Origin of the sequence: Paraburkholderia translucens (assembly GCF_020881035.1) — a bacterium.
GTDB lineage: Bacteria > Pseudomonadota > Gammaproteobacteria > Burkholderiales > Burkholderiaceae > Paraburkholderia > Paraburkholderia translucens.
The window spans coordinates 91,757-110,372 of sequence record NZ_JAJITC010000009.1 but is presented as its reverse complement, the minus strand read 5'-3'; the positions used below and the strand labels follow the sequence as shown (position 1 = coordinate 110,372).

Genomic DNA, 18,616 nt, shown 5'->3' with positions numbered 1-18,616 from the left:
TTGCGGCGGGATGGCTGGTGGATGATGGCAGGGGCGGATTGCGGCGGCGCGCTCACGGCGCGCGTTGCAGGCGCCGATGGCGCCGCGTATGGGGCGTTACGCGGCGCGGTGCGTGCCTTGCCATTGGCCCGGCGGTACGCCGAACATGCGCCGGAAATGCCGCGTGAAATGGCTCTGGTCGGTAAAGCCGCTGGCGGCGGCGACCTCGGTCACCGGAACGCCGGCGCGCAACGGCGCGAGTGCGCGTTGCAGGCGCACCTGATTGCGCCACGCGTGCGGCGGCAGGCCAGTCGATTGCGCGAACAGCCGCGCCGCGTGGAACGGCGACAGACCCGCCGCCTTTGCAACCTCGGCGAGCGTCACCGGTTCGACGAGATCGCCAGCCAGACGCTCCTGCATGAGCGCGACACGCGTGTCGTCGGTGGCGATGCGCGTGGAGACGGGACGCGTCTGTGCGTACCGGACCAGTAGCGTGGACAGTGCGTCGAGCATCGCGGCTTCGGCCGCGAGCGGGTCGTCGCCGGCCTCGAGCAGACGGTGGGCGCGCGCGAGCCGTATGGCGAGATCGGCATCGTGGATCACGCCGGGCGCGAACCATGGCAAGGCTTGCGGCTTGCCGGCCACTTCGTCGGCAAGCGCGCGGATAAAGTCTACCGGCGCATACATCACGCGATACCGCCAGCCGGCCTCGACCGCCCTCGAGCCGGTATGCAACTCGCCCGGATTGATGATCGGCACGCTGCCCGCTTCGGCGACATGGTTCTCGCCGAGATACCGGTAGCATTCCGCGCCCGCCATGATCACTGGAATCGTGTAGGCGTCGTGCCAATGCGGCGCAAACTCATGGTCGTGATATTCGGCGGTGAGCAGATCCGCGCCGGGCAGAAGCGGCGTGCGCCAGTAGCGGGCGGAATCGCGGAAACGAGGCGTGGCGGTCATGACGAAAGTCCGGCAGGACCGCTCAGTTTAACGCCTCGTAGCCGGAGACGGCGGCGGGCCCCCGCGTGCACCGCCGCGCGCCGCCGGCGCCGTCACTCTCGCTTATTTGACAGGAATCGTCGTGCCGGGCGGCATCGGCACGGCGCTTACGCTATTTTTCGCGCTGCCGCTCACCACGCGGTCGCTGTAGGTCAGATAGACCAACGCGTTGCGCTTCGTGTCGACTACGCGTACCACGTGCAGCGACTTGAAGATCAGCGACATGCTGACCGAAAACACGTCGTCCTTCTGTTTGACGGGGCCGGTGAAATTCAGCGGCCCGACCTGGCGACACGCAATCGAGGCCTCGGTCGGATCTTCGGCGATGCCGAGCGTGCCCTTGATACCGCCGGTCCGCGCGCGCGACACGTAGCAGGTGACGCCTTGCACGACGGGATCGTCGTACGCCTCGACGACCACGCGGTCAGAGCCGGTAACGTGGAAATTCGTATTGACGCTGGCGATTTCTTCGCCCTGCGCCGAAGAGAGCAGCAGCGCGCCGACGGCCGCGAGCCCGATGCGTAGCGAGGTGATTTTCATGAGCTTGCCGGTTCAGTGTCTGGAGTGGGCCGGCGCCGGAGAGGAGTGAAACGTGCGCCGTGAAGCCGCCATCGTATAACGGCGCGGGGCCCGGAATCCAAGCCGCGAAAACAAAAGGCCCGCACGGATGCGGGCCTTTCAGAATTTTGGCTCCTCGACCTGGGCTCGAACCAGGGACCTACGGATTAACAGTCCGGCGCTCTACCGACTGAGCTATCGAGGAACAGCAGTACAACTTGATCTACATAAAAAAACCCGTTTTGATTAACGGGCTTTTGCAATTCTTGGCTCCTCGACCTGGGCTCGAACCAGGGACCTACGGATTAACAGTCCGGCGCTCTACCGACTGAGCTATCGAGGAACAGAACAACAACAGCAGAGAAGCGAAATTGTAGGTGCGGCTAAAACGTCTGTCAATACCCCCGCGCTCATCCCGCTATTAAATCTGAATCGGCGGAGCAAGGGTGACAAGCGACGGTTGCCGGCGGCCGCGCTCAGCGCGCGAGCAGCGCGAGCTTTTCCTTCACGTCCTTGAATTCGTCGGCTTCCGGAAGCGGCGCCTTGGTTTTCGTGATGCTCGGCCACGCCTTCGCCAGATCGGCGTTCAGCGCGATGAAGTTCTGCTGGTCGCCCGGCACGTCTTCTTCAGCATAGATGGCATTCACCGGGCACTCGGCCACGCACACGGCGCAGTCGATGCATTCATCGGGGTCGATCGCGAGGAAGTTGGGACCTTCGCGAAAGCAGTCCACCGGGCACACATCGACACAGTCGGTATAGCGGCACTTGATGCAGCTTTCGGTCACAACGTGAGTCATTCAGGCAGCTCCTGCATGCGGAATCAGGGAAGGCGCGGACGCCGAAAGAGCTATTGTAACGTAACGTCAAGAGGCACATGAAGCATCGGCCCGCGCGTCTTATATGTTTTTGTGATTAGTTTATGGGGTGCCGCGAGCCTCCACGGACGACAGGCGAAGGTCCGGTGGCGCGCTGGATTCGGACGCATTCGGGTAACATGCGTCAGGTTGGCGCGCCGCTCGGCTCAGCGCGTCCGTTGCAAGGGTGCCGTGAGCCCTTTTCGTTTTTTCAGCGGTCCAGTTCGTACCATCATGATTATTACTTCGCTGCTCGATACCGATCTGTACAAGTTCACGATGATGCAGGTGGTGTTGCATCACTTCCCCGCGGCGAACGTGGAGTACCGTTTCCGCTGCCGCACGCCGAATGTTGACCTGGTGCCGTACATCGACGAGATTCGCGACGAAGTCCGCAAGCTCTGCGAACTGCGTTTCAGCGACGACGAGCTCGATTACTTGCGGCGCATGCGCTTCATCAAGGGCGACTTCATCGAGTTCCTCGCGCTGTTCCATCTGAACGAGAAGTACATTTCGATCACGCCGTCGCCGAAGGGCAATGGCGAAATCGACATCGACATCAAGGGGCCGTGGCTGCATACGATCCTTTTCGAAATTCCGGTGCTCGCGATCGTCAATGAAGTCTATTTTCGCAATACCCAGCAAACACCCGACTACCACGTGGGCCGCGGCCGTCTGCTCGACAAGATCCAGTTGCTCGGCGCGCGTCCGGAGTTCGCCGACTGCAAGATCGCCGACTACGGCACGCGCCGCCGCTTCTCGAAGCAGTGGCACGAGGAGGTGATCCTCACGCTGAAAGACGGCCTCGGCGAGCAGTTCGCCGGCACGAGCAACGTCTTCTACGCAATGAAGCACAGCCTGACGCCGCTCGGCACGATGGCGCACGAGTATCTGCAAGCTTGCCAGGCGCTCGGTCCGCGCCTGCGCGACTCGCAGATCTTCGGCTTCGAGATGTGGGCGAAGGAGTATCGCGGCGACCTCGGAATTGCGCTTTCGGACGTGTACGGCATGCAGGCGTTCCTGCGCGACTTCGACATGTACTTTTGCAAGCTCTTCGATGGCGCGCGACATGATTCCGGCGATCCGTTCGACTGGGGCGAGCGCCTGCTCAAGCACTACGAGGCCAATCGCTGCGACCCGCGCACCAAGATCCTCGTGTTCTCCGACGCGCTCGACATCCCGAAGGTGCTGCAGCTATACGAGCGGTTCCGCGGCCGCTGCAAGCTCGCGTTCGGTGTGGGCACCAATCTGACCAACGACCTTGGGTACAACCCGCTGCAGATCGTCATCAAGATGGTTCGCTGCAATGGTCAGCCGGTCGCGAAATTGTCGGACTCACCGGGCAAGAACATGTGCGAGGACAAGGCGTATCTCGCCTATCTGCGTCAGGTATTCGGGATCGCGCAGCCGGAAGAAGAAGCGGCGAAGTAGCGCGCTTTGCGGCTTGCTTATCGGTTCATTGCGTGGTCATCATCTGCTTGTGTTCTGGTTGTCGTGGCGAACAGTGTCGCCGCGCTCGCGACGTTCGACAATATGCCGTTCGGCCAGGGTGTTCGCGCAAAGGGCCGCCGGTATAATCCTCGCCATATCGCACGGCTGTCGACACGAGGATTTCGCCCATGGACACATCGATTGCCCGCCGCAACATTCTGGCGCGCATCCGCGCCGCGCAAGGGCGTGAGCCCGAACCGAGCGCCGCCGAGCGCGAAGCCGCGGCAGACTATCTCGCGCGTCATCCGGCCGGTCCGCGCCCGGACATGCCCGCCGACCTGCGCGCGCGCTTCATCGAAGAAGCGCAGAAAATGGCGAGCACCGTCGACACCGTTCAAACCCTCGCCGAAGTGCCCGCCGCCGCGCATCGCTATCTGACGCAACAGGGCTTGCCGTTGCAGGCCATCGCATGGCAAACGCTGCACGAGCTGCCGTGGGCCGAAGCCGGCCTCATCGTCGAATTTCGCAAACCGCAAGACCAGGACGCGGTCGGTCTCACCGGCTGCTTCTGCGCGACTGCGGAGACCGGCACGCTCGTGTTGCTGTCCGGACCCGAGACGTACGCGTCGGCTGCGCTGCTGCCGCAGACGCATATCGCGATCGTGCCGGCGTCACGCATCGTCGCCGGTCATGAAGAGGCGTTCGGTCTGATCCGCAAGGAGCGCGGCGAGCTGCCGCGCGCGGTCAATTTCGTCTCGGGACCATCGCGTACCGGCGACATCGAGCAGACCATCGTGCTGGGCGCGCACGGCCCTTACCGGGTGCATGCAATCGTCGTGCAGGATGCTTGAACGCGTCGCGCGGCGGCGTGGTAGCGCATTCGCGACCCGTGCGGTTGCAAACTGTCGCACGGCCTGTATCGGCATGAGTTCGCGGGCGGGCCGCGCGGGCCTGTGCCTCGCCGTGGCATCAATGCTTGCGCTGTGCTCGCGGCCCGTGCTGGCTGCAACGCTCGACGGCGCGCATCTGTCGGCGCTGTGGGGCTTGCCTTTCGCGGGTGTGCTGCTGTCGATCGCAATCTTTCCACTCGTGGCGCCAGCCTTCTGGCATCACCATTTCGGCAAGATCGCGGCGGCGTGGGCGCTCGCTTTCCTCGCGCCGTTTGCAGCGAGCTTCGGCGTGAGCGCGGCGCTCGGTGCGCTCGCGCATGCCATGTTCGACGAGTACATCCCCTTCATCATCCTGCTGACCGCGCTCTACACCGTCGCGGGCGGCATCTGCGTGCGCGGCAATCTGCATGGCTCCCCGCGTCTGAACACTGCGATTCTCGCGCTCGGCACCTTGCTCGCGAGCGTGATGGGTACGACTGGCGCCGCGATGCTGCTGATCCGCCCGTTGCTGCGCGCAAACGATAATCGCCGCCATGTGACCCACGTCGTCGTGTTCTTCATTTTCCTCGTCGCGAACGTCGGGGGGGCGCTGTCGCCGCTCGGCGACCCGCCGCTGTTCCTCGGCTTTCTCGAAGGCGTGGGCTTCTTCTGGACCACCCAGCATCTCGCGCGGCCCATGCTGTTCGTGAGCGGCATGCTGCTCGTCGCTTTCTATGCGCTCGACTCGTACTACTTTCACCGGCGCGAGGAGGTGCGTTCAGCGTTCCTCGATCCCACGCCCGATGGGGCGCCGCTCGGCGTCGACGGGAAGATCAATTTCGTGCTGCTCGCCGCGGTGATTGCGCTCGTGCTGATGAGCGGGCTGTGGCGCCCGCAAATAGCATTCGATGTGTTCGGCACGCACCTCGCGTTGCAAAACATCGTGCGCGACGCCGCGCTGATCGGCGTCACACTGCTGTCGCTCGCGTTGACACCGCGCGCCGCGCGCGCGGGCAACGACTTCAACTGGGCGCCGATCGAGGAAGTCGGCAAACTGTTCGCCGGTATCTTCGTGACGATCGTGCCGGTCATCATGATGCTGCGCGCAGGCGAAGCCGGCGCATTCGCGGGCATCGTGCATCTGGTGAACGAGCCGTCAGGCGAGCCGCGCGACATCATGTACTTCTGGGCGACCGGCCTGCTATCGTCATTTCTCGACAACGCGCCGACCTATCTCGTGTTCTTCAACCTGGCCGGCGGAGATGCGCAGACCTTGATGAGCACCGGCGCTACGACGCTCGCGGCGATTTCGGCCGGTGCCGTCTTCATGGGCGCTAACACCTACATTGGCAATGCGCCGAACTTCATGGTGAAGGCGATCGCGCAATCGCGCGGCGTGCGCATGCCGAGCTTTTTCGCGTATATGGGCTGGTCCGGCGCGGTGCTGCTGCCGTTGTTTGCGCTGACCGGCTGGCTCTTTTTTGGACGCTGAATCTGCAACGCCGAGGCAATCCCTCGACGTGCGATACGGAGACTTGCAATGCAGAAAATCCTCGTCGCCCGTTCGATCTTTCCCGATGTGATCGACCGGCTCAAGCAGTACTTCGACGTCGACTGGAACGAGGGCGACGTGTTGCCCGCCGACGAACTGAAGCGCCGTCTCGCGGACAAGGACGGCGCGCTGACGGCCGGCGAGATGATCGACGCGGGTGTGCTCGCCGCGGCGCCGCGTCTGCGCGTCGTGTCCAACATGGCGGTCGGCTACAACAACTTCGATATGGCCGCGTTCAACGCGGCGAACGTACTCGGCACCAACACGCCGGACGTGCTGAACGAATCGACCGCTGACTTCGGCTGGGCGCTGATGATGGCCGCCGCGCGCCGCATCGCAGAATCCGAGCACTGGCTGCGCGCCGGGCATTGGCAGAAATGGAGCTACGACGGTTTCCTCGGCAGCGACCTGTACGGCTCGACGCTCGGCGTGATCGGCATGGGCCGGATCGGACAGGCGCTCGCGCGGCGCGCGCGGGGCTTCAACATGCGGGTCATCTATCACAACCGCTCGCGCGTCGCGCCGCAGATCGAGACCGAGCTGAACGCGGAGTACGTGTCGAAAGATGATCTGTTGCGGCACGCCGACCACGTCGTGCTGGTGCTGCCGTACACCAAAGACAACCACCACACGATCGGCGCGGCCGAACTCGCGCTGATGAAGCCGAGCGCGACGCTCACGAACATCGCGCGCGGCGGCATCGTCGACGATGCGGCGTTGGCCGACGCGCTGCGCAACAGACGCATCGCGGCGGCCGGTCTCGACGTGTTCGAGGGCGAGCCGAATCTCAATCCGGCGCTGCTCAACGTGCCAAACGTCGTACTGACGCCGCACATCGCGAGCGCGACCGAAACCACGCGCCGCGCCATGGCGAACCTCGCCGCGGACAACCTGATCGCCGGATTGGGCGTTGGACCGCGCGCCGGTCAGCCGCCGAATCCGATCAACCCCGACGTCATCGGCAAGGCGCGTTCATGACGATGATTCTGGTGGCCGCCGTCGCGGTCCTGGCGGTTGCCCTCGTGATTGCGCTGACGTTGCTGCTGCGCGGTCACGACCGCACGGAATGGCACGAGCAATTCGAGATGCTGAACGAACGCGTCGATGCCGTCGTCGACGCCCACGCCCATACCGCCGAGCGGCTCGAGCGGCAATTGCGCAATGACATCGCCGAGACGGCGCGCGTGTCGCGCACCGAGCAGAGCAGCGGCTTCGCGCAGTTTCAGCAGACGCTCGCCTCGCAGTTCAGCAGCATGACGACGGTGCAAGGCGGCAAGATCGACGGTTTTGCGCAGCAGCTCGATGCCGTGCGCCACAGCCTGCAGGCGCAGGCGCAGCAGGCGCGCGACGAGCAGGGCCGCTCGCTGAAGCAGTTCGGCGACACGCTGAGCCTGCAACTCGGACAACTGACCGAGGCGAACGACCGGCGCTTCGCCGAAGTGCGCGCGACGATCGAGCAGCGCCTGAAGGACATCGAGGCGAACAATGCGGCGCGGCTCGAGGAGATGCGCCGCACCGTCGACGAAAAACTGCACGCGACGCTCGAGCAGCGGCTCGGCGAATCGTTCAAGCTCGTGTCCGACCGGCTCGAACAGGTGCATCGCGGCCTCGGCGAAATGCAGACGCTGGCGGCCGGCGTCGGCGATCTGAAGCGCGTGCTGACCAACGTCAAGACGCGTGGCACATGGGGCGAAGTGCAGCTCGAAGCCTTGCTCGAACAACTGCTGACCGCCGATCAATACGCGAAGAACGTCGCGACGGTGCCGAAGAGCGCCGATCGCGTGGAGTTCGCAATTCGTCTGCCTGGGCGGCCGGAGCCCGGCGGCGCGAATACGCCGGTGTGGCTGCCGATCGACGCCAAGTTCCCCCGCGAGGACTACGAGCGGCTGATCGAAGCGCAGGAGCGCGCCGATCCGCTCGCGGTCGAGGAAGCATCGCGTGCGCTCGAGGCGCGGATTCGCGCGGAGGCGCGCACGATCGCCGAGAAGTACGTGGCGCCGCCGCATACGACCGACTTCGCGCTGCTATTCCTGCCGACCGAGGGCCTGTACGCGGAAGTGCTGCGCCGGCCGGGGTTGACGGACCTGCTGCAGCGCGACTATCGCGTGACGATTGCTGGGCCGACCACGTTGACCGCGTTGCTCAATAGTCTGCAGATGGGTTTTCGCACGCTGGCGATCGAGAAGCGTTCGAGCGAGGTGTGGCAGGTGCTCGGCGCGGTGAAGACGGAATTCGGCAAGTTCGGCGACGTGCTCGCCAGGACCAAGGCGCAGCTCGAAACCGTCACGCGTTCAATCGAGGCCGCGGAAACGCGCACGCGCATGATGAACCGCAAGCTGCGCGATGTCGAGGCATTGCCGGGCGACGAGGCAAACGGGCTGCTCGGCGATGCGCTGTCGGGTGCGGAGCCTGATGAGCAATGAGCGGCGAGGCGCTAGAACTCGAGCGCCTCGAGCCGGCCGCTTCAGATCGTCGCTCAGGCTTTCCTGAGTCGCGGCGAAGATGTGCGTGAGGTCTCCGGCCCGCGCGAGCCCGTGGCGGAGCGGGAAGCTCGCACCGGCATCCGCGTACGTGGCGGCGCGGATCGTCGCCGGCATTACGCTTCTTCCGGTGCGTCGGCCAGATGGATTTCAATACCACCGAAGCGCGACGCGACCCAGTTGTAGGCGTGGCACGCGATCCACAGCAGCACGAAGCCGAGGATCGCGTTCAGCAGCAGCGCGCTGAACACCGTGCTCAGCTCCACCGAGCCATAGCGCACGAACGCGACCACCACGCCGAGCAGCACGATCGGCACTGAGAACGTCAGATACACGAGGATCAGCGCTTTGGCCGTCTGTCCTGGTGCGATGAACGAGATCTGTTTTTTCATGTAAGTCAAACCCGTGTGTGTCGTAGTGATAGGGGGTGGAGTGCGGATGCGGCGCCGATCTGGTGCGATCAATGCGCCGCGCGGAACCTCAGATGAGACCGTCGAACAGCATGATCGACACGCGTTCGCCGACGTCGATGTCGCCCTCGTCGTGGCCGAGCACGATGAAGCAGTTTGCTTCGCTCATCGAACTCAGCACGCCCGAGCTTTGCGAACCGGTCGGGCTCACGTGCCAGTGCCCATGCGCGTCCTGTTCAGCGATGCCGCGCTGGAATTCGGTGCGGCCCGCGCGCTTGGCCAGCGCCACGCGGCTGGTCGCGTGAATCACCGGCAGCGGGCGCGGCGTCGTGCCAGCCATCAGCAGCAGGGCTTCGCGCACGATCTGATAGAACGTCACCATCACGGCGACCGGATTGCCCGGCAGGCCGAAGAATAGCGCAGGATGGCCGAGCCCTGGACGCGCACCGGACCACAGGCGGCCGAACGCGAGCGGCCGGCCGGGGCGCATCGCGAGGCTCCAGAAGGCGACGTCGCCAAAGCTCTGCACCAGTCGCTTCGTGAGGTCAGCTTCGCCGACCGACACGCCGCCCGAGGTCAGCACCACGTCGGCATTGGCCGCGGCGCTGTGCAGCGCGGCTTCGAGCGCGGCCGGCTCGTCGCGCACGACGCCGAGATCGAGCGTGTCGACGTTCAGGCGCCGCAACATCGCAAACAGCGTGTAGCGATTGCTGTCGTAGACCGAGCCGGCATCGAGCGGCTCGCCGAGCGAGCGCAGTTCGTCGCCGGTCGAAAAGAACGCGACCCGCAGACGCCGCCGCACGCTGACTTCGCCGATGCCGAGCGAGGCGAGCAGACCGAGGTCCGACGCGCGCACGATGCGGCCAGCATGCAGCGCGACGTGACCGCGCGCGAGATCCTCGCCGGCGCGGCGGCGGTTCGCGCCCGCCGTGACCGCGTTGGCAGCGAAGCGGATCGACGGGGACTCCGCGCCGTCGCGCGTCACCCGTTCCTGTGGCACGACGGTGTCGCAGCCCGCGGGCATGCAGGCGCCGGTCATCACGCGCACGCACTGATTCGCCGCAACGCGGCCCGTGAACGGATGTCCGGCTAGCGCCGTGCCGGTGACCATCAGCTCGACACTGTGTTCGCCGCCTTGCGTGCCGCCGCCGAGCGCGGCGTGGTTGAACGCATAGCCGTCCATTGCGGAGTTGTCGTGCGCGGGCACGTCGATCGGTGACACGATGTCGGCGGCCAGCACGCGGTCGAGGGCATCGCGCAAGGACACGCGCTCGATGGCCGCGACCGGTGTCGCCCACTGCCGGACAATCGCCTGAGCGGCCGAGACGGGTAGCGCGTGTGGATCGTACTGCGCGACGCAGCGGGAAAAGTCGTTGAGCGTGGTCATGAAGGGCTGGGCGCCGCGACTGGAGACGGGCGCGGCTGTTGCCGTGCGGCCGGAGCGGCTGTCAGCCGGGGCCTCGATTACGTTCGAGGTCGGCGAGTTCTTGTAACGAGTTGGCATTGTAAAACGCGCGCTCGTCGGTAAAGACGACTTCGACTGTCGTGTGGCGCGCGTACCACGCGCGGACCTTGCGCTCGCCAGCGGCCAGAAACGTGGCCATGTCGTCCGCGAGGGCGGCGCGCATGAGCGCGAACACTGGATGCAGCGACGTCCCGCCGTGGGCGTCCACGGTAGTGACGGTGGCGATGTCGGCGTGGTTCGCCTCGAGTGCGTGCGCGAGGCACGCGGCGAGATTGGTGGGCAGCCACGGCGAATCGCAGGGTGCGCTGAGCAGGTACGCGGTGCGGGCGGCGCGCAGTCCAGAGAGCATGCCGGCCAGCGGACCGGGAAAGTCGGGGAGGCTGTCGGCAAGGACGGTGGCGCGATAGGGCGCGCCGAGCGCCGCATAGACGTCGGGATGACGGTTCGCGCTGATCAAGAGCGGGCCGGTCTGCGGAGCGAGGCGCCGCAGCACGTGAGCGGCGAGCGGTTCACCGTGGAGCGGCTGGAGCCCCTTGTCGACACCGCCCATGCGCGTGCCGCGTCCGCCCGCGAGCACGAGGCCGGTGATCTGTTCGCGGGTGATGGACATGCGCCGGCCGCTCAGCCGCCGATGTAGGACATTTCGACGCGACGTCCGCCCGGCTCGCCCGGATCGGCCGGCTGGCTGCCGCGCAGCTGCGAGTAGCGGTCGCTGCGGCCTTGCCAGATTTCGGCAATGGCGGTGGCGATCTCAGCGTCGCTCGCGGCGCCGCGCAGCAACGCGCGCAGATCGTGACCGGTCGATGCGAACAGGCACAGGTACAGCTTGCCCTCGGTCGACAAACGCGCGCGCGTGCAAGCGCCGCAGAACGCGCGCGTGACGCTCGAAATGACGCCGATCTCGCCGCCGCCGTCGACATAGCCCCAGCGCTGAGCGGTCTCGGCGGCGCTGTGCGCTTCGAGCGGCACGAGCGGGAAGTGCTCGGCGATGCGCGAGACGACCTCGGCGGAGGGCAGCACTTCAGTCATGTTCCAGCCGTTCGACGTGCCGACGTCCATGTACTCGATAAACCGCAGCACCGCGCCGGTGCCTTTGAAATGCCGCGCCATCGCGACGATTTCGCCGTCGTTGGTGCCGCGTTTGACGACCATATTCACTTTCAGCGGCGCGAGCCCGACCGCGTGAGCGGCGGCGATGCCGTCGAGTACGTCGGCGACCGCGAAGTCGGCGTCGTTCATGCGGCGGATAAGGGCGTCGTCGAGGGCGTCGAGGCTGACGGTCACGCGCGTGAGGCCGGCGTCCTTCAGGCTGCGCGCCTTGCGCGCGAGCAGCGAGCCGTTGGTGGTCAGCGTGAGATCGAGCGGACGGCCCGCGGGCGTGGTCAGTCGGGCGAGCCGGTCGATCAGGAATTCGAGGTTCTTGCGTAGCAGCGGCTCGCCGCCGGTCAGGCGAATCTTCTCGACGCCATGCGCGACGAATAGCTGCGCGAGCCGTTCGATCTCCTCAAAGCTCAGCAGCGCGCTGTGGGGCAGGAACGCATAGTCTTTGTCGAACACTGCGCGTGGCATGCAGTAGACGCAGCGGAAGTTGCAGCGGTCCGTCACCGAGATGCGCAGATCCCGCAGCGGACGCGCGAGCGCGTCATGCAGCACGCCGCTAGGCGTTTGCGTCGGGCCTGCGATGACCGGCGCCGTGCTGAGATCGGCAACGGGGATGATGCGTCGGGACATGAGGTGCTTCGTCAGGTGCTTGATCGGCTGCGGATGATTCATTCTATCGGAAATGCCCGGGGCGGCAGGCCTGCCGCGGGCGTTGTCGGGGTATACGGGGAGCGGCATGACCCGGCTCGCGGCGACGAAAGGCCACCAAAAGAAAGAGCCCGCCGGGAAGGGCGGGCTCTTTCACTGACAACGACGCGACTTACTGCGGATGCTTGATCGTTTCGACCTGTTGCATCGGCGTGGTGTCGACCGGCGGCAACGCCTTGCGCTCACGGATCACGCGCGGCGGCTTGATCGTCTGCGCCGCCGCTTCCTGCGCGGCGCGCAGCTTGTCGGCGTCGGTGTTGACCCAGATCAGGCCAGCCTGTTCGAGGACCGGCTTCAATGCATCGGCCGATGCGGGTGCGGTGCTGCGAGCGGGAGCCTGCTGCCCCGCCGCGGCGACGGCTGCCGGTTCGAACGCGGCCGGCTCCTTTTCGACGGCCGCTTGCGACTCGACGATTTCGGCCTGCGGTGCCGGCTCAGCCGCCGGTGCCTCGACGATCGTGGCCGGAGCCGCGGTGTCGAGCGCAGCCGGAGCGGCTTGCGGTTCGCTCGGGGCGGCCGGTTGCGCTTGCGCGACCGGCACGACTGCCGGCGCTTCGACATGCGCGACCGGTTCAACCGGCGCAGCCGCTTCGCCTGCGGCCGGAGCGGCTTGTTCTGCTACCGCCGGCGCTTCGACAGCCGGTTCCACCGGCGCTGCAGGTTCGATCGATGCCGCCGGAGCCTCTTCGACCGGCACCATCTTTTCGGTCTTCGCGGCATTTTCCGCTGCCAGAGCCGGCGTTTCGGCCGCCGCGTGCAGTTCGGTCACGACGACGGTTTCCGTCGCAACAGCGGCGACGACCACTTCGACCGGCGTCACGTCTTTAGCTTTGCTGGCTTCAGCCGTGTGCTCGAACGGTTGCTCGATGCGCAAGGGCGCTTCGTCGCTGGCGGCGACGTTGTCGCCTTCTGCTTCCGCGACGTCTGCTGCGAGGTTGCCGTTCACGTCCTCTTCGCGCTCACGACGGCCACCACGACGGCCGCGGCGGCGGCGGCGACGCTCCTCGCCGTCACGCGCGACCGCTTCCTGATCCAGCGGCGCGCCGTTTTCACCGACTGCGGCGCGGTTGCGCGCCTGTTCGTCGGCGGCCTGAGCGTCGGTTTGCGTCAGCGCCGCGGCCGCTTCCGCCTGCGGCTTGCGGCGCTCGCCACGTTCGACGCGTTCAGCGCGCTCGCCACGCTCGCGGCGCTCACCGCGTTCCTGGCGCTCGGCGCGCGCCGCGCCTTCGACGGCTTCTGCGCGCTCAACGGCACGGTTGTCGCGCTCGCGACCTTCGCGGGGTTCGCGCGCCTCACGCGGTTCGCGTGCCTCGCGGCCTTCCCGGGCCTCACGCGGTTCGCGCTGTTCACGGGGAGCGCGCGGCTCGCGGCCCTCGCGCGCCTCACGGCCCTCGCGTTCTTCGCGACGCTGCGACGGTTGCTGACCTTGCGCCTGGCGGCCGCCGGTCACGCCCTCGCCGCGCGTTGCCGCGTCGCGTCCGCCTGCACCGCCACGGCGGTTGCGGTTGCGATCGCCGCTACGCTCGCCCGTGCGCTCACCGCGCTCCGTGCGTTCACCGCGTTGCGGACGGGCTTGCTTGTCGGTCGCGGCTGGCGCGACGGGTGCCGGAGCAGCCGGCTCTATGCCGAACAGATTCTTCAGCCAGCGGATGAAGCCGCCGCTGCCCGGCGTCACCGCGACCGGAGCCGGCGTGGCCACCGGGCGGACCGGTGCGCTCGGCGCCGGCTTCTCGGGCGTGATGCCCTTGACCGCCGCTTCCTGCTTCGGCTTCGCTTCCTCGGCGCGCTTGCTGTAGCCGGTTTCCGATTCGAGCTCGCGGGCCGCTTCTTCGGCCATCTTCCACGATGCGCGCGGGTCGTCCAGACGCGTGTCGTCGTGACGCAGGCGCTCGAGCTTGTAGTGCGGCGTGTCGAGGTGCTTGTTCGGGATCAGCACGACGTTGACCTTGAAACGCGACTCGATCTTGTTGATTTCGGCGCGCTTCTCGTTCAACAGGAAGGCGGTCACTTCGACCGGCACCTGGCAGTGGATCGCCGCGGTGTTTTCCTTCATCGCCTCTTCCTGAATGATCCGCAGCACTTGCAGCGCGGACGATTCGGTATCGCGGATGTGGCCCGTGCCGTTGCAGCGCGGGCACGTCACGTGGCTGCCTTCCGACAGTGCCGGACGCAGACGCTGACGTGACAGCTCCATCAGACCGAAGCGCGAGATCTTGCCCATCTGCACGCGGGCGCGGTCGTGCTTGAGCGCGTCTTTCAGGCGCTGCTCGACTTCGCGCTGGCTCTTGGCCGATTCCATGTCGATGAAATCGATCACGATCAGGCCGCCGAGGTCGCGCAGACGCAACTGCCGGGCGACTTCGTCGGCGGCTTCGAGGTTCGTGCGCGCGGCCGTTTCCTCGATGTCCGCGCCCTTGGTCGCGCGCGCCGAGTTCACGTCGATCGCGACGAGCGCTTCGGTGTGGTCGATCACGATCGCGCCACCCGACGGCAGCGGCACGGTGCGCGAGTACGCGGTTTCGATCTGGTGCTCGATCTGGAAGCGTGAGAAGAGCGGCACGTCGTCGTGGTAGCGCTTCACCTTGCCGACGTTGTCCGGCATCACGATATCCATGAAGGCGCGCGCCTGGTCATGAATTTCGGTGGTATCGATCAGGATTTCGCCGATATCGGGCTGGAAGTAGTCACGAATCGCGCGGATCACGAGGCTCGATTCGAGATAGATCAGCATTGGCTGACCGGCCGTGCCGCTCTGCGACGCGGCTTCGATCGCGCGCCACAGTTGCATCAGGTAGTTCAGGTCCCACTGCAGCTCTTCGGCGCTGCGCCCGATGCCGGCCGTGCGCGCGATGATGCTCATGCCTTCCGGCAGTTGCAGCTGCGCCATGGTTTCGCGCAGTTCCTGGCGGTCGTCGCCTTCGATCCGGCGCGACACGCCGCCGCCCCGCGGGTTATTCGGCATCAGCACCAGATAGCGGCCGGCGAGCGAAATGAACGTGGTCAGGGCTGCGCCCTTGTTGCCGCGTTCCTCCTTTTCGACTTGGACGATCAGTTCCTGACCCTCCTTGAGCGCGTCCTGGATGCGCGCGGAACGCATGTCGACGCCTTCGCGGAAGTACTGGCGGGCGACTTCCTTGAATGGCAGGAAGCCGTGGCGGTCTTCGCCGTAATTGACGAAGCAGGCCTCGAGCGACGGCTCGATGCGCGTGATGATGCCCTTGTAAATATTGCCTTTGCGCTGTTCGCGGCCGGCGGTTTCGATATCGATGTCGATGAGTTTTTGCCCATCGACGATGGCGACGCGCAGTTCTTCCTGCTGCGTCGCGTTGAACAACATTCGTTTCATTGAACGACTCCAGAGCGGCCTCGCCGGTCCGGCTGCGCGGTTGTCAGTCGCGAGAGCGGAGAAGGCAGGCGTGCCGCGTCTTATTGTGTTTTCACAAGCACGCTGGAGCGGGAAAGATGGCGGGAGAATTGCCTGAGAGGGCCCGCGCCCAATAAAAAGAAGGGCGCGGTGCCGCAGGGCACATGCGAACACGGCTTCAAATCATGGCCTGACACGCCGCGTTTTGCCAGCAGACCTTCATAAGCCTTCGGCCTGGGGTGCCGGCGCGCCAGATGGGCGCGCGAGCAAAGGGCCAAAGTCCGCGGTCATGCCGCAACGGGAAGTTCGCGCAGGCGGCGCGTCTTTTCCTGCCGGGGGTGTCTCGCCTTCTTTTGACGTCGCCATGTCTTGTACTTTCTACAAGACGCCTCGGGCGCACGCCGTATTTTCGCGACTTGCAGCTTCGTCCAGCAGGGCGTCATACCACCCGGATCACGAAGCTGAAAGCTAAATTCTTTTTTACCAAGATTCCGTTACCGTCGAAGCCGACCTTGACCGAATGCGCCTGTGGGCGCCGTCCCTGCCGGGTGCTGACTTCGCGCGTGCAACTTGTTGCATCTCATTTTCAGGGTGAGCAACCAGACCCCGGCGCAAGTAAAATAATGGTTTATCGCTTGCGCTCGCGCAATCCACCCGCATTCCGGACACTGCGCGAACACTGCGCCGGCCGTCGCGGACTGCTGGGCAAATTATATTCAGAATGAAAGAGTTAGGCAAAACTTCCCAGAGATCGGTTGCGGGCGCGGTCGAAGGCTCGGTTTCGAGCGACCAGGTCTCGCTGATCGAAATCGACGACAGCGCGGCCGGTCAGCGCATCGACAATTTCCTGCTGCGCGTTTGCAAGGGCGTGCCCAAAAGCCATATCTACCGGATCCTGCGCAGCGGCGAGGTGCGCGTGAACAAGGGCCGGATCGATGCGCAATACCGTCTCGAACTGGGCGATCTCGTGCGTGTGCCGCCGATCCGCGTCGCCCGGCCGAACGAAGCCGCGGCGCATGTGCCGGTGCCCGCCGGCGGCTTTCACATCCTGTTCGAAGACGAGCATCTGCTTGTGATCGACAAGCCGGCTGGCGTCGCGGTGCACGGCGGCAGCGGTGTTGCGTTCGGCGTGATCGAACAGATGCGCGAGGCGCGGCCGCAGGCGAAATTCCTCGAACTCGTGCATCGGTTGGATCGCGAGACCTCGGGCATCCTGATGCTCGCAAAGAAGCGCGCGGCGCTCGTCAATCTGCATGAGCAGATTCGCGAGAACCGGATGGACAAGCGCTACTACGCATGCGTGCACGGCGAATGGTCGAGCGACTGGGGCCGCCGCCGCGCGGTGAAGGAACCGCTGCACAAGTACCTGACCGCCGACGGCGAGCGCCGCGTCCGGGTGCAAGCCGATGGTCTCGCTTCCCACACGGTCTTCAATCTGATCGACCGCTGGCCGCATTATGCGCTGCTGGAGGCCGAGCTGAAGACGGGGCGCACACACCAGATTCGCGTTCATCTGCAACATCTGGAGCTGCCGATCGTCGGCGACGCGAAATATGGCGATTTCGCGCTGAACAAGGCGCTTGCGCGTGCCAACGCGAAGCCGGGCATCAAGCGCATGTTTTTGCACGCCTTCCGGCTCAAGCTGACGCATCCGGCCACTGGCGCGCCGCTGCAGCTGGATGCGCCGTTGCCGGCCGATTGCCGCGGCTTTATCCAACAACTCAATGAACTACGCACTGGGTCCAACCCGGAGACGACCTTGCATGGCTAGAGAGCAATTTGATCTGATCGTCTTTGACTGGGACGGCACGCTGATGGATTCGACCGTGCACATCACCCGCAGCATCCAGGCAGCGTGTCGGGATCTCGGCCTGCCGGTTCCCGCCGACGAAGCCGCGAGCTACGTGATCGGCCTCGGCCTGCGCGACGCGCTGCAGCTTGCCGCGCCGACGCTCGATCCTGCCGACTATCCGCGCCTATCAGAGCGCTACCGCTTTCATTATCTGGTGAAGGACCAGACGACCGAGCTGTTCCCGGGCGTGCGTGAGATGCTTCAGGAGTTGCGCGACCTCGGCTATCTGCTCGCGGTCGCGACCGGCAAGAGTCGCGTTGGCCTGAACCGTGCGCTTGACCAGGCACGCCTGACGAGCCTGTTCGACGGCACGCGCTGCGCTGACGAAACCTTCTCGAAGCCGCACCCTGCGATGCTGCACGAACTGACTCGCGAATTGGGGCAGGACACCGCGCGCACGGTAATGATCGGCGATACGACGCACGATCTGCAGATGGCGCTCAACGCCGGCGTGGCGGGGATTGGGGTAACTTACGGCGCGCATCCGGCGAATTCGCTGAATGCAATGTCGCCGAAGTTCGTCGCGGCGAGCGTCAGCGATTTGTCGGGCTGGCTGCGGGAGAACGCATGAGCGCCGACCGCGTGGACACCGCTGCTTCCATCGCTGCGCCGGTGGTGCGCATCTGCGCGGCCGACGAGCTGGTCGATGGCGGCGACGGCATCCGGCGCGATGCGCGGCTCGGCGAGCAGGATGTCGTGGTTTTTTTCGTCCGCTATGACGGCCGCGCATATGGCTATCTGAACCGCTGTGCCCACGTGCCGATGGAGCTTGACTGGCAGGAAGGGCAGTTCTTCGAATCGTCCGGTTTATACTTGATGTGCGCGACCCATGGCGCGATCTACGCACCGGATACCGGCAAATGCGTTGGTGGTCCGTGTCGCGGGGGCAGATTGCGCCCCCTCCATGTCGAAGAGCGCGATACGCCCGCAGGGCGTGCGGTATTCTGGCTGCCTGACGGCGAATTGCTGCCGGTCACGCGCTGATCTCCTG

Annotated in this window: 16 protein-coding genes and 2 tRNA genes; 8 read left to right on the top strand and 10 right to left on the bottom strand. The window is 65.5% G+C overall.

What is annotated here, in order from left to right; translation table 11 throughout:
- Positions 1-96: 96 nt before the first annotated feature.
- The 5 genes from LJ655_RS18110 to fdxA all read right to left on the bottom strand — a co-directional run bounded on the left by LJ655_RS18110 (position 97) and on the right by fdxA (position 2,336).
- A complete protein-coding gene (locus LJ655_RS18110) occupies positions 97-939 on the bottom strand; it encodes a helix-turn-helix transcriptional regulator (RefSeq protein WP_230562611.1) in 843 nt (280 codons plus the stop codon).
- A 102-nt stretch (positions 940-1,041) separates the two neighbouring features.
- Positions 1,042-1,518 (bottom strand): CreA family protein, encoded by a 477-nt coding sequence (locus LJ655_RS18105; RefSeq protein ID WP_230562610.1) that lies wholly within the window; start codon positions 1,516-1,518, stop codon positions 1,042-1,044.
- Positions 1,519-1,665: 147 nt separating this feature from the next.
- Positions 1,666-1,741 (bottom strand) — tRNA-Asn (locus LJ655_RS18100).
- 62 nt (positions 1,742-1,803) lie between these two features.
- A tRNA-Asn gene (locus LJ655_RS18095) sits at positions 1,804-1,879 on the bottom strand.
- Positions 1,880-2,012: 133 nt separating this feature from the next.
- A complete protein-coding gene (gene fdxA, locus LJ655_RS18090) occupies positions 2,013-2,336 on the bottom strand; it encodes a ferredoxin FdxA (RefSeq protein ID WP_230562609.1) in 324 nt (107 codons plus the stop codon).
- A 291-nt stretch (positions 2,337-2,627) separates the two neighbouring features.
- On the opposite strand from fdxA, the gene pncB reads away from it, so the two are divergent.
- From pncB to LJ655_RS18065, 5 genes are all read left to right on the top strand, one after another.
- On the top strand, positions 2,628-3,824 hold the full coding sequence (gene pncB / locus LJ655_RS18085) for a nicotinate phosphoribosyltransferase (protein WP_230562608.1): 1,197 nt from the start codon (positions 2,628-2,630) through the stop codon (positions 3,822-3,824).
- Positions 3,825-4,012: 188 nt separating this feature from the next.
- The gene (locus LJ655_RS18080) at positions 4,013-4,675 is read left to right on the top strand and encodes a LutC/YkgG family protein (protein WP_230562607.1); all 663 of its coding nucleotides are present in this window, start codon (positions 4,013-4,015) and stop codon (positions 4,673-4,675) included.
- Between the two features lie 73 nt (positions 4,676-4,748).
- Positions 4,749-6,185 (top strand): sodium:proton antiporter, encoded by a 1,437-nt coding sequence (locus LJ655_RS18075; RefSeq protein WP_425605817.1) that lies wholly within the window; start codon positions 4,749-4,751, stop codon positions 6,183-6,185.
- 48 nt (positions 6,186-6,233) lie between these two features.
- Positions 6,234-7,223 (top strand): 2-hydroxyacid dehydrogenase, encoded by a 990-nt coding sequence (locus LJ655_RS18070; protein ID WP_230562606.1) that lies wholly within the window; start codon positions 6,234-6,236, stop codon positions 7,221-7,223.
- Positions 7,220-8,668 carry a DNA recombination protein RmuC gene (locus LJ655_RS18065; RefSeq protein WP_230562605.1) on the top strand — a complete coding sequence of 483 codons (1,449 nt, stop codon included), beginning with the start codon at positions 7,220-7,222 and terminating at the stop codon, positions 8,666-8,668. The genes LJ655_RS18070 and LJ655_RS18065 overlap by 4 nt, the downstream gene beginning before the upstream one ends.
- A 173-nt stretch (positions 8,669-8,841) precedes the next feature.
- Here the strand turns inward: LJ655_RS18065 and LJ655_RS18060 are convergent, their stop codons facing one another.
- The 5 genes from LJ655_RS18060 to LJ655_RS18040 form a co-directional block, all read right to left on the bottom strand.
- A complete protein-coding gene (locus LJ655_RS18060; protein ID WP_008923126.1) occupies positions 8,842-9,117 on the bottom strand; it encodes a hypothetical protein in 276 nt (91 codons plus the stop codon).
- Between the two features lie 88 nt (positions 9,118-9,205).
- Positions 9,206-10,522 (bottom strand): molybdopterin molybdotransferase MoeA, encoded by a 1,317-nt coding sequence (gene moeA, locus LJ655_RS18055; protein WP_230562604.1) that lies wholly within the window; start codon positions 10,520-10,522, stop codon positions 9,206-9,208.
- A 61-nt stretch (positions 10,523-10,583) separates the two neighbouring features.
- A complete protein-coding gene (mobA, locus tag LJ655_RS18050; RefSeq protein ID WP_230562603.1) occupies positions 10,584-11,210 on the bottom strand; it encodes a molybdenum cofactor guanylyltransferase MobA in 627 nt (208 codons plus the stop codon).
- 11 nt (positions 11,211-11,221) lie between these two features.
- Complete coding sequence (moaA, locus tag LJ655_RS18045; protein ID WP_230562602.1) at positions 11,222-12,331, bottom strand: GTP 3',8-cyclase MoaA; 1,110 nt, start codon at positions 12,329-12,331, stop codon at positions 11,222-11,224.
- A gap of 190 nt (positions 12,332-12,521) precedes the next feature.
- Positions 12,522-15,755: an Rne/Rng family ribonuclease gene (locus LJ655_RS18040; RefSeq protein ID WP_230562601.1), complete on the bottom strand. Its 3,234-nt coding sequence runs from the start codon at positions 15,753-15,755 to the stop codon at positions 12,522-12,524.
- Positions 15,756-16,494: 739 nt separating this feature from the next.
- On the opposite strand from LJ655_RS18040, the gene LJ655_RS18035 reads away from it, so the two are divergent.
- Genes LJ655_RS18035 through LJ655_RS18025 form a run of 3 tightly spaced genes read left to right on the top strand, consistent with a single transcriptional unit; the run spans position 16,495 to position 18,609 of the window.
- Positions 16,495-17,544, top strand: coding sequence for an RluA family pseudouridine synthase (locus tag LJ655_RS18035; protein ID WP_230562600.1), 1,050 nt, complete (start codon positions 16,495-16,497; stop codon positions 17,542-17,544).
- Positions 17,537-18,196, top strand: a complete 660-nt coding sequence (locus tag LJ655_RS18030; RefSeq protein WP_230562599.1) for an HAD-IA family hydrolase — start codon at positions 17,537-17,539, stop codon at positions 18,194-18,196. The genes LJ655_RS18035 and LJ655_RS18030 overlap by 8 nt, the downstream gene beginning before the upstream one ends.
- Positions 18,193-18,609, top strand: coding sequence for a Rieske (2Fe-2S) protein (locus tag LJ655_RS18025; protein ID WP_230562598.1), 417 nt, complete (start codon positions 18,193-18,195; stop codon positions 18,607-18,609). Before LJ655_RS18030 ends, LJ655_RS18025 begins: the two co-directional genes overlap by 4 nt.
- Positions 18,610-18,616 lie beyond the last annotated feature (7 nt).

Coding starts and splice junctions, on each gene's coding strand:
- LJ655_RS18070 (WP_230562606.1), top strand. CDS start 6,234: ATGCAGAAAATCCTCGTCGCCCGTTCGATCTTTCCCGATGTGATCGAC.
- LJ655_RS18075 (WP_425605817.1), top strand. CDS start 4,749: ATGAGTTCGCGGGCGGGCCGCGCGGGCCTGTGCCTCGCCGTGGCATCA.
- LJ655_RS18030 (WP_230562599.1), top strand. CDS start 17,537: ATGGCTAGAGAGCAATTTGATCTGATCGTCTTTGACTGGGACGGCACG.
- pncB (WP_230562608.1), top strand. CDS start 2,628: ATGATTATTACTTCGCTGCTCGATACCGATCTGTACAAGTTCACGATG.
- LJ655_RS18110 (WP_230562611.1), bottom strand. CDS start 939: ATGACCGCCACGCCTCGTTTCCGCGATTCCGCCCGCTACTGGCGCACG.
- LJ655_RS18065 (WP_230562605.1), top strand. CDS start 7,220: ATGACGATGATTCTGGTGGCCGCCGTCGCGGTCCTGGCGGTTGCCCTC.
- LJ655_RS18080 (WP_230562607.1), top strand. CDS start 4,013: ATGGACACATCGATTGCCCGCCGCAACATTCTGGCGCGCATCCGCGCC.
- moeA (WP_230562604.1), bottom strand. CDS start 10,522: ATGACCACGCTCAACGACTTTTCCCGCTGCGTCGCGCAGTACGATCCA.
- LJ655_RS18025 (WP_230562598.1), top strand. CDS start 18,193: ATGAGCGCCGACCGCGTGGACACCGCTGCTTCCATCGCTGCGCCGGTG.
- mobA (WP_230562603.1), bottom strand. CDS start 11,210: ATGTCCATCACCCGCGAACAGATCACCGGCCTCGTGCTCGCGGGCGGA.
- LJ655_RS18060 (WP_008923126.1), bottom strand. CDS start 9,117: ATGAAAAAACAGATCTCGTTCATCGCACCAGGACAGACGGCCAAAGCG.
- LJ655_RS18040 (WP_230562601.1), bottom strand. CDS start 15,755: ATGAAACGAATGTTGTTCAACGCGACGCAGCAGGAAGAACTGCGCGTC.
- fdxA (WP_230562609.1), bottom strand. CDS start 2,336: ATGACTCACGTTGTGACCGAAAGCTGCATCAAGTGCCGCTATACCGAC.
- LJ655_RS18035 (WP_230562600.1), top strand. CDS start 16,495: ATGAAAGAGTTAGGCAAAACTTCCCAGAGATCGGTTGCGGGCGCGGTC.
- LJ655_RS18105 (WP_230562610.1), bottom strand. CDS start 1,518: ATGAAAATCACCTCGCTACGCATCGGGCTCGCGGCCGTCGGCGCGCTG.
- moaA (WP_230562602.1), bottom strand. CDS start 12,331: ATGTCCCGACGCATCATCCCCGTTGCCGATCTCAGCACGGCGCCGGTC.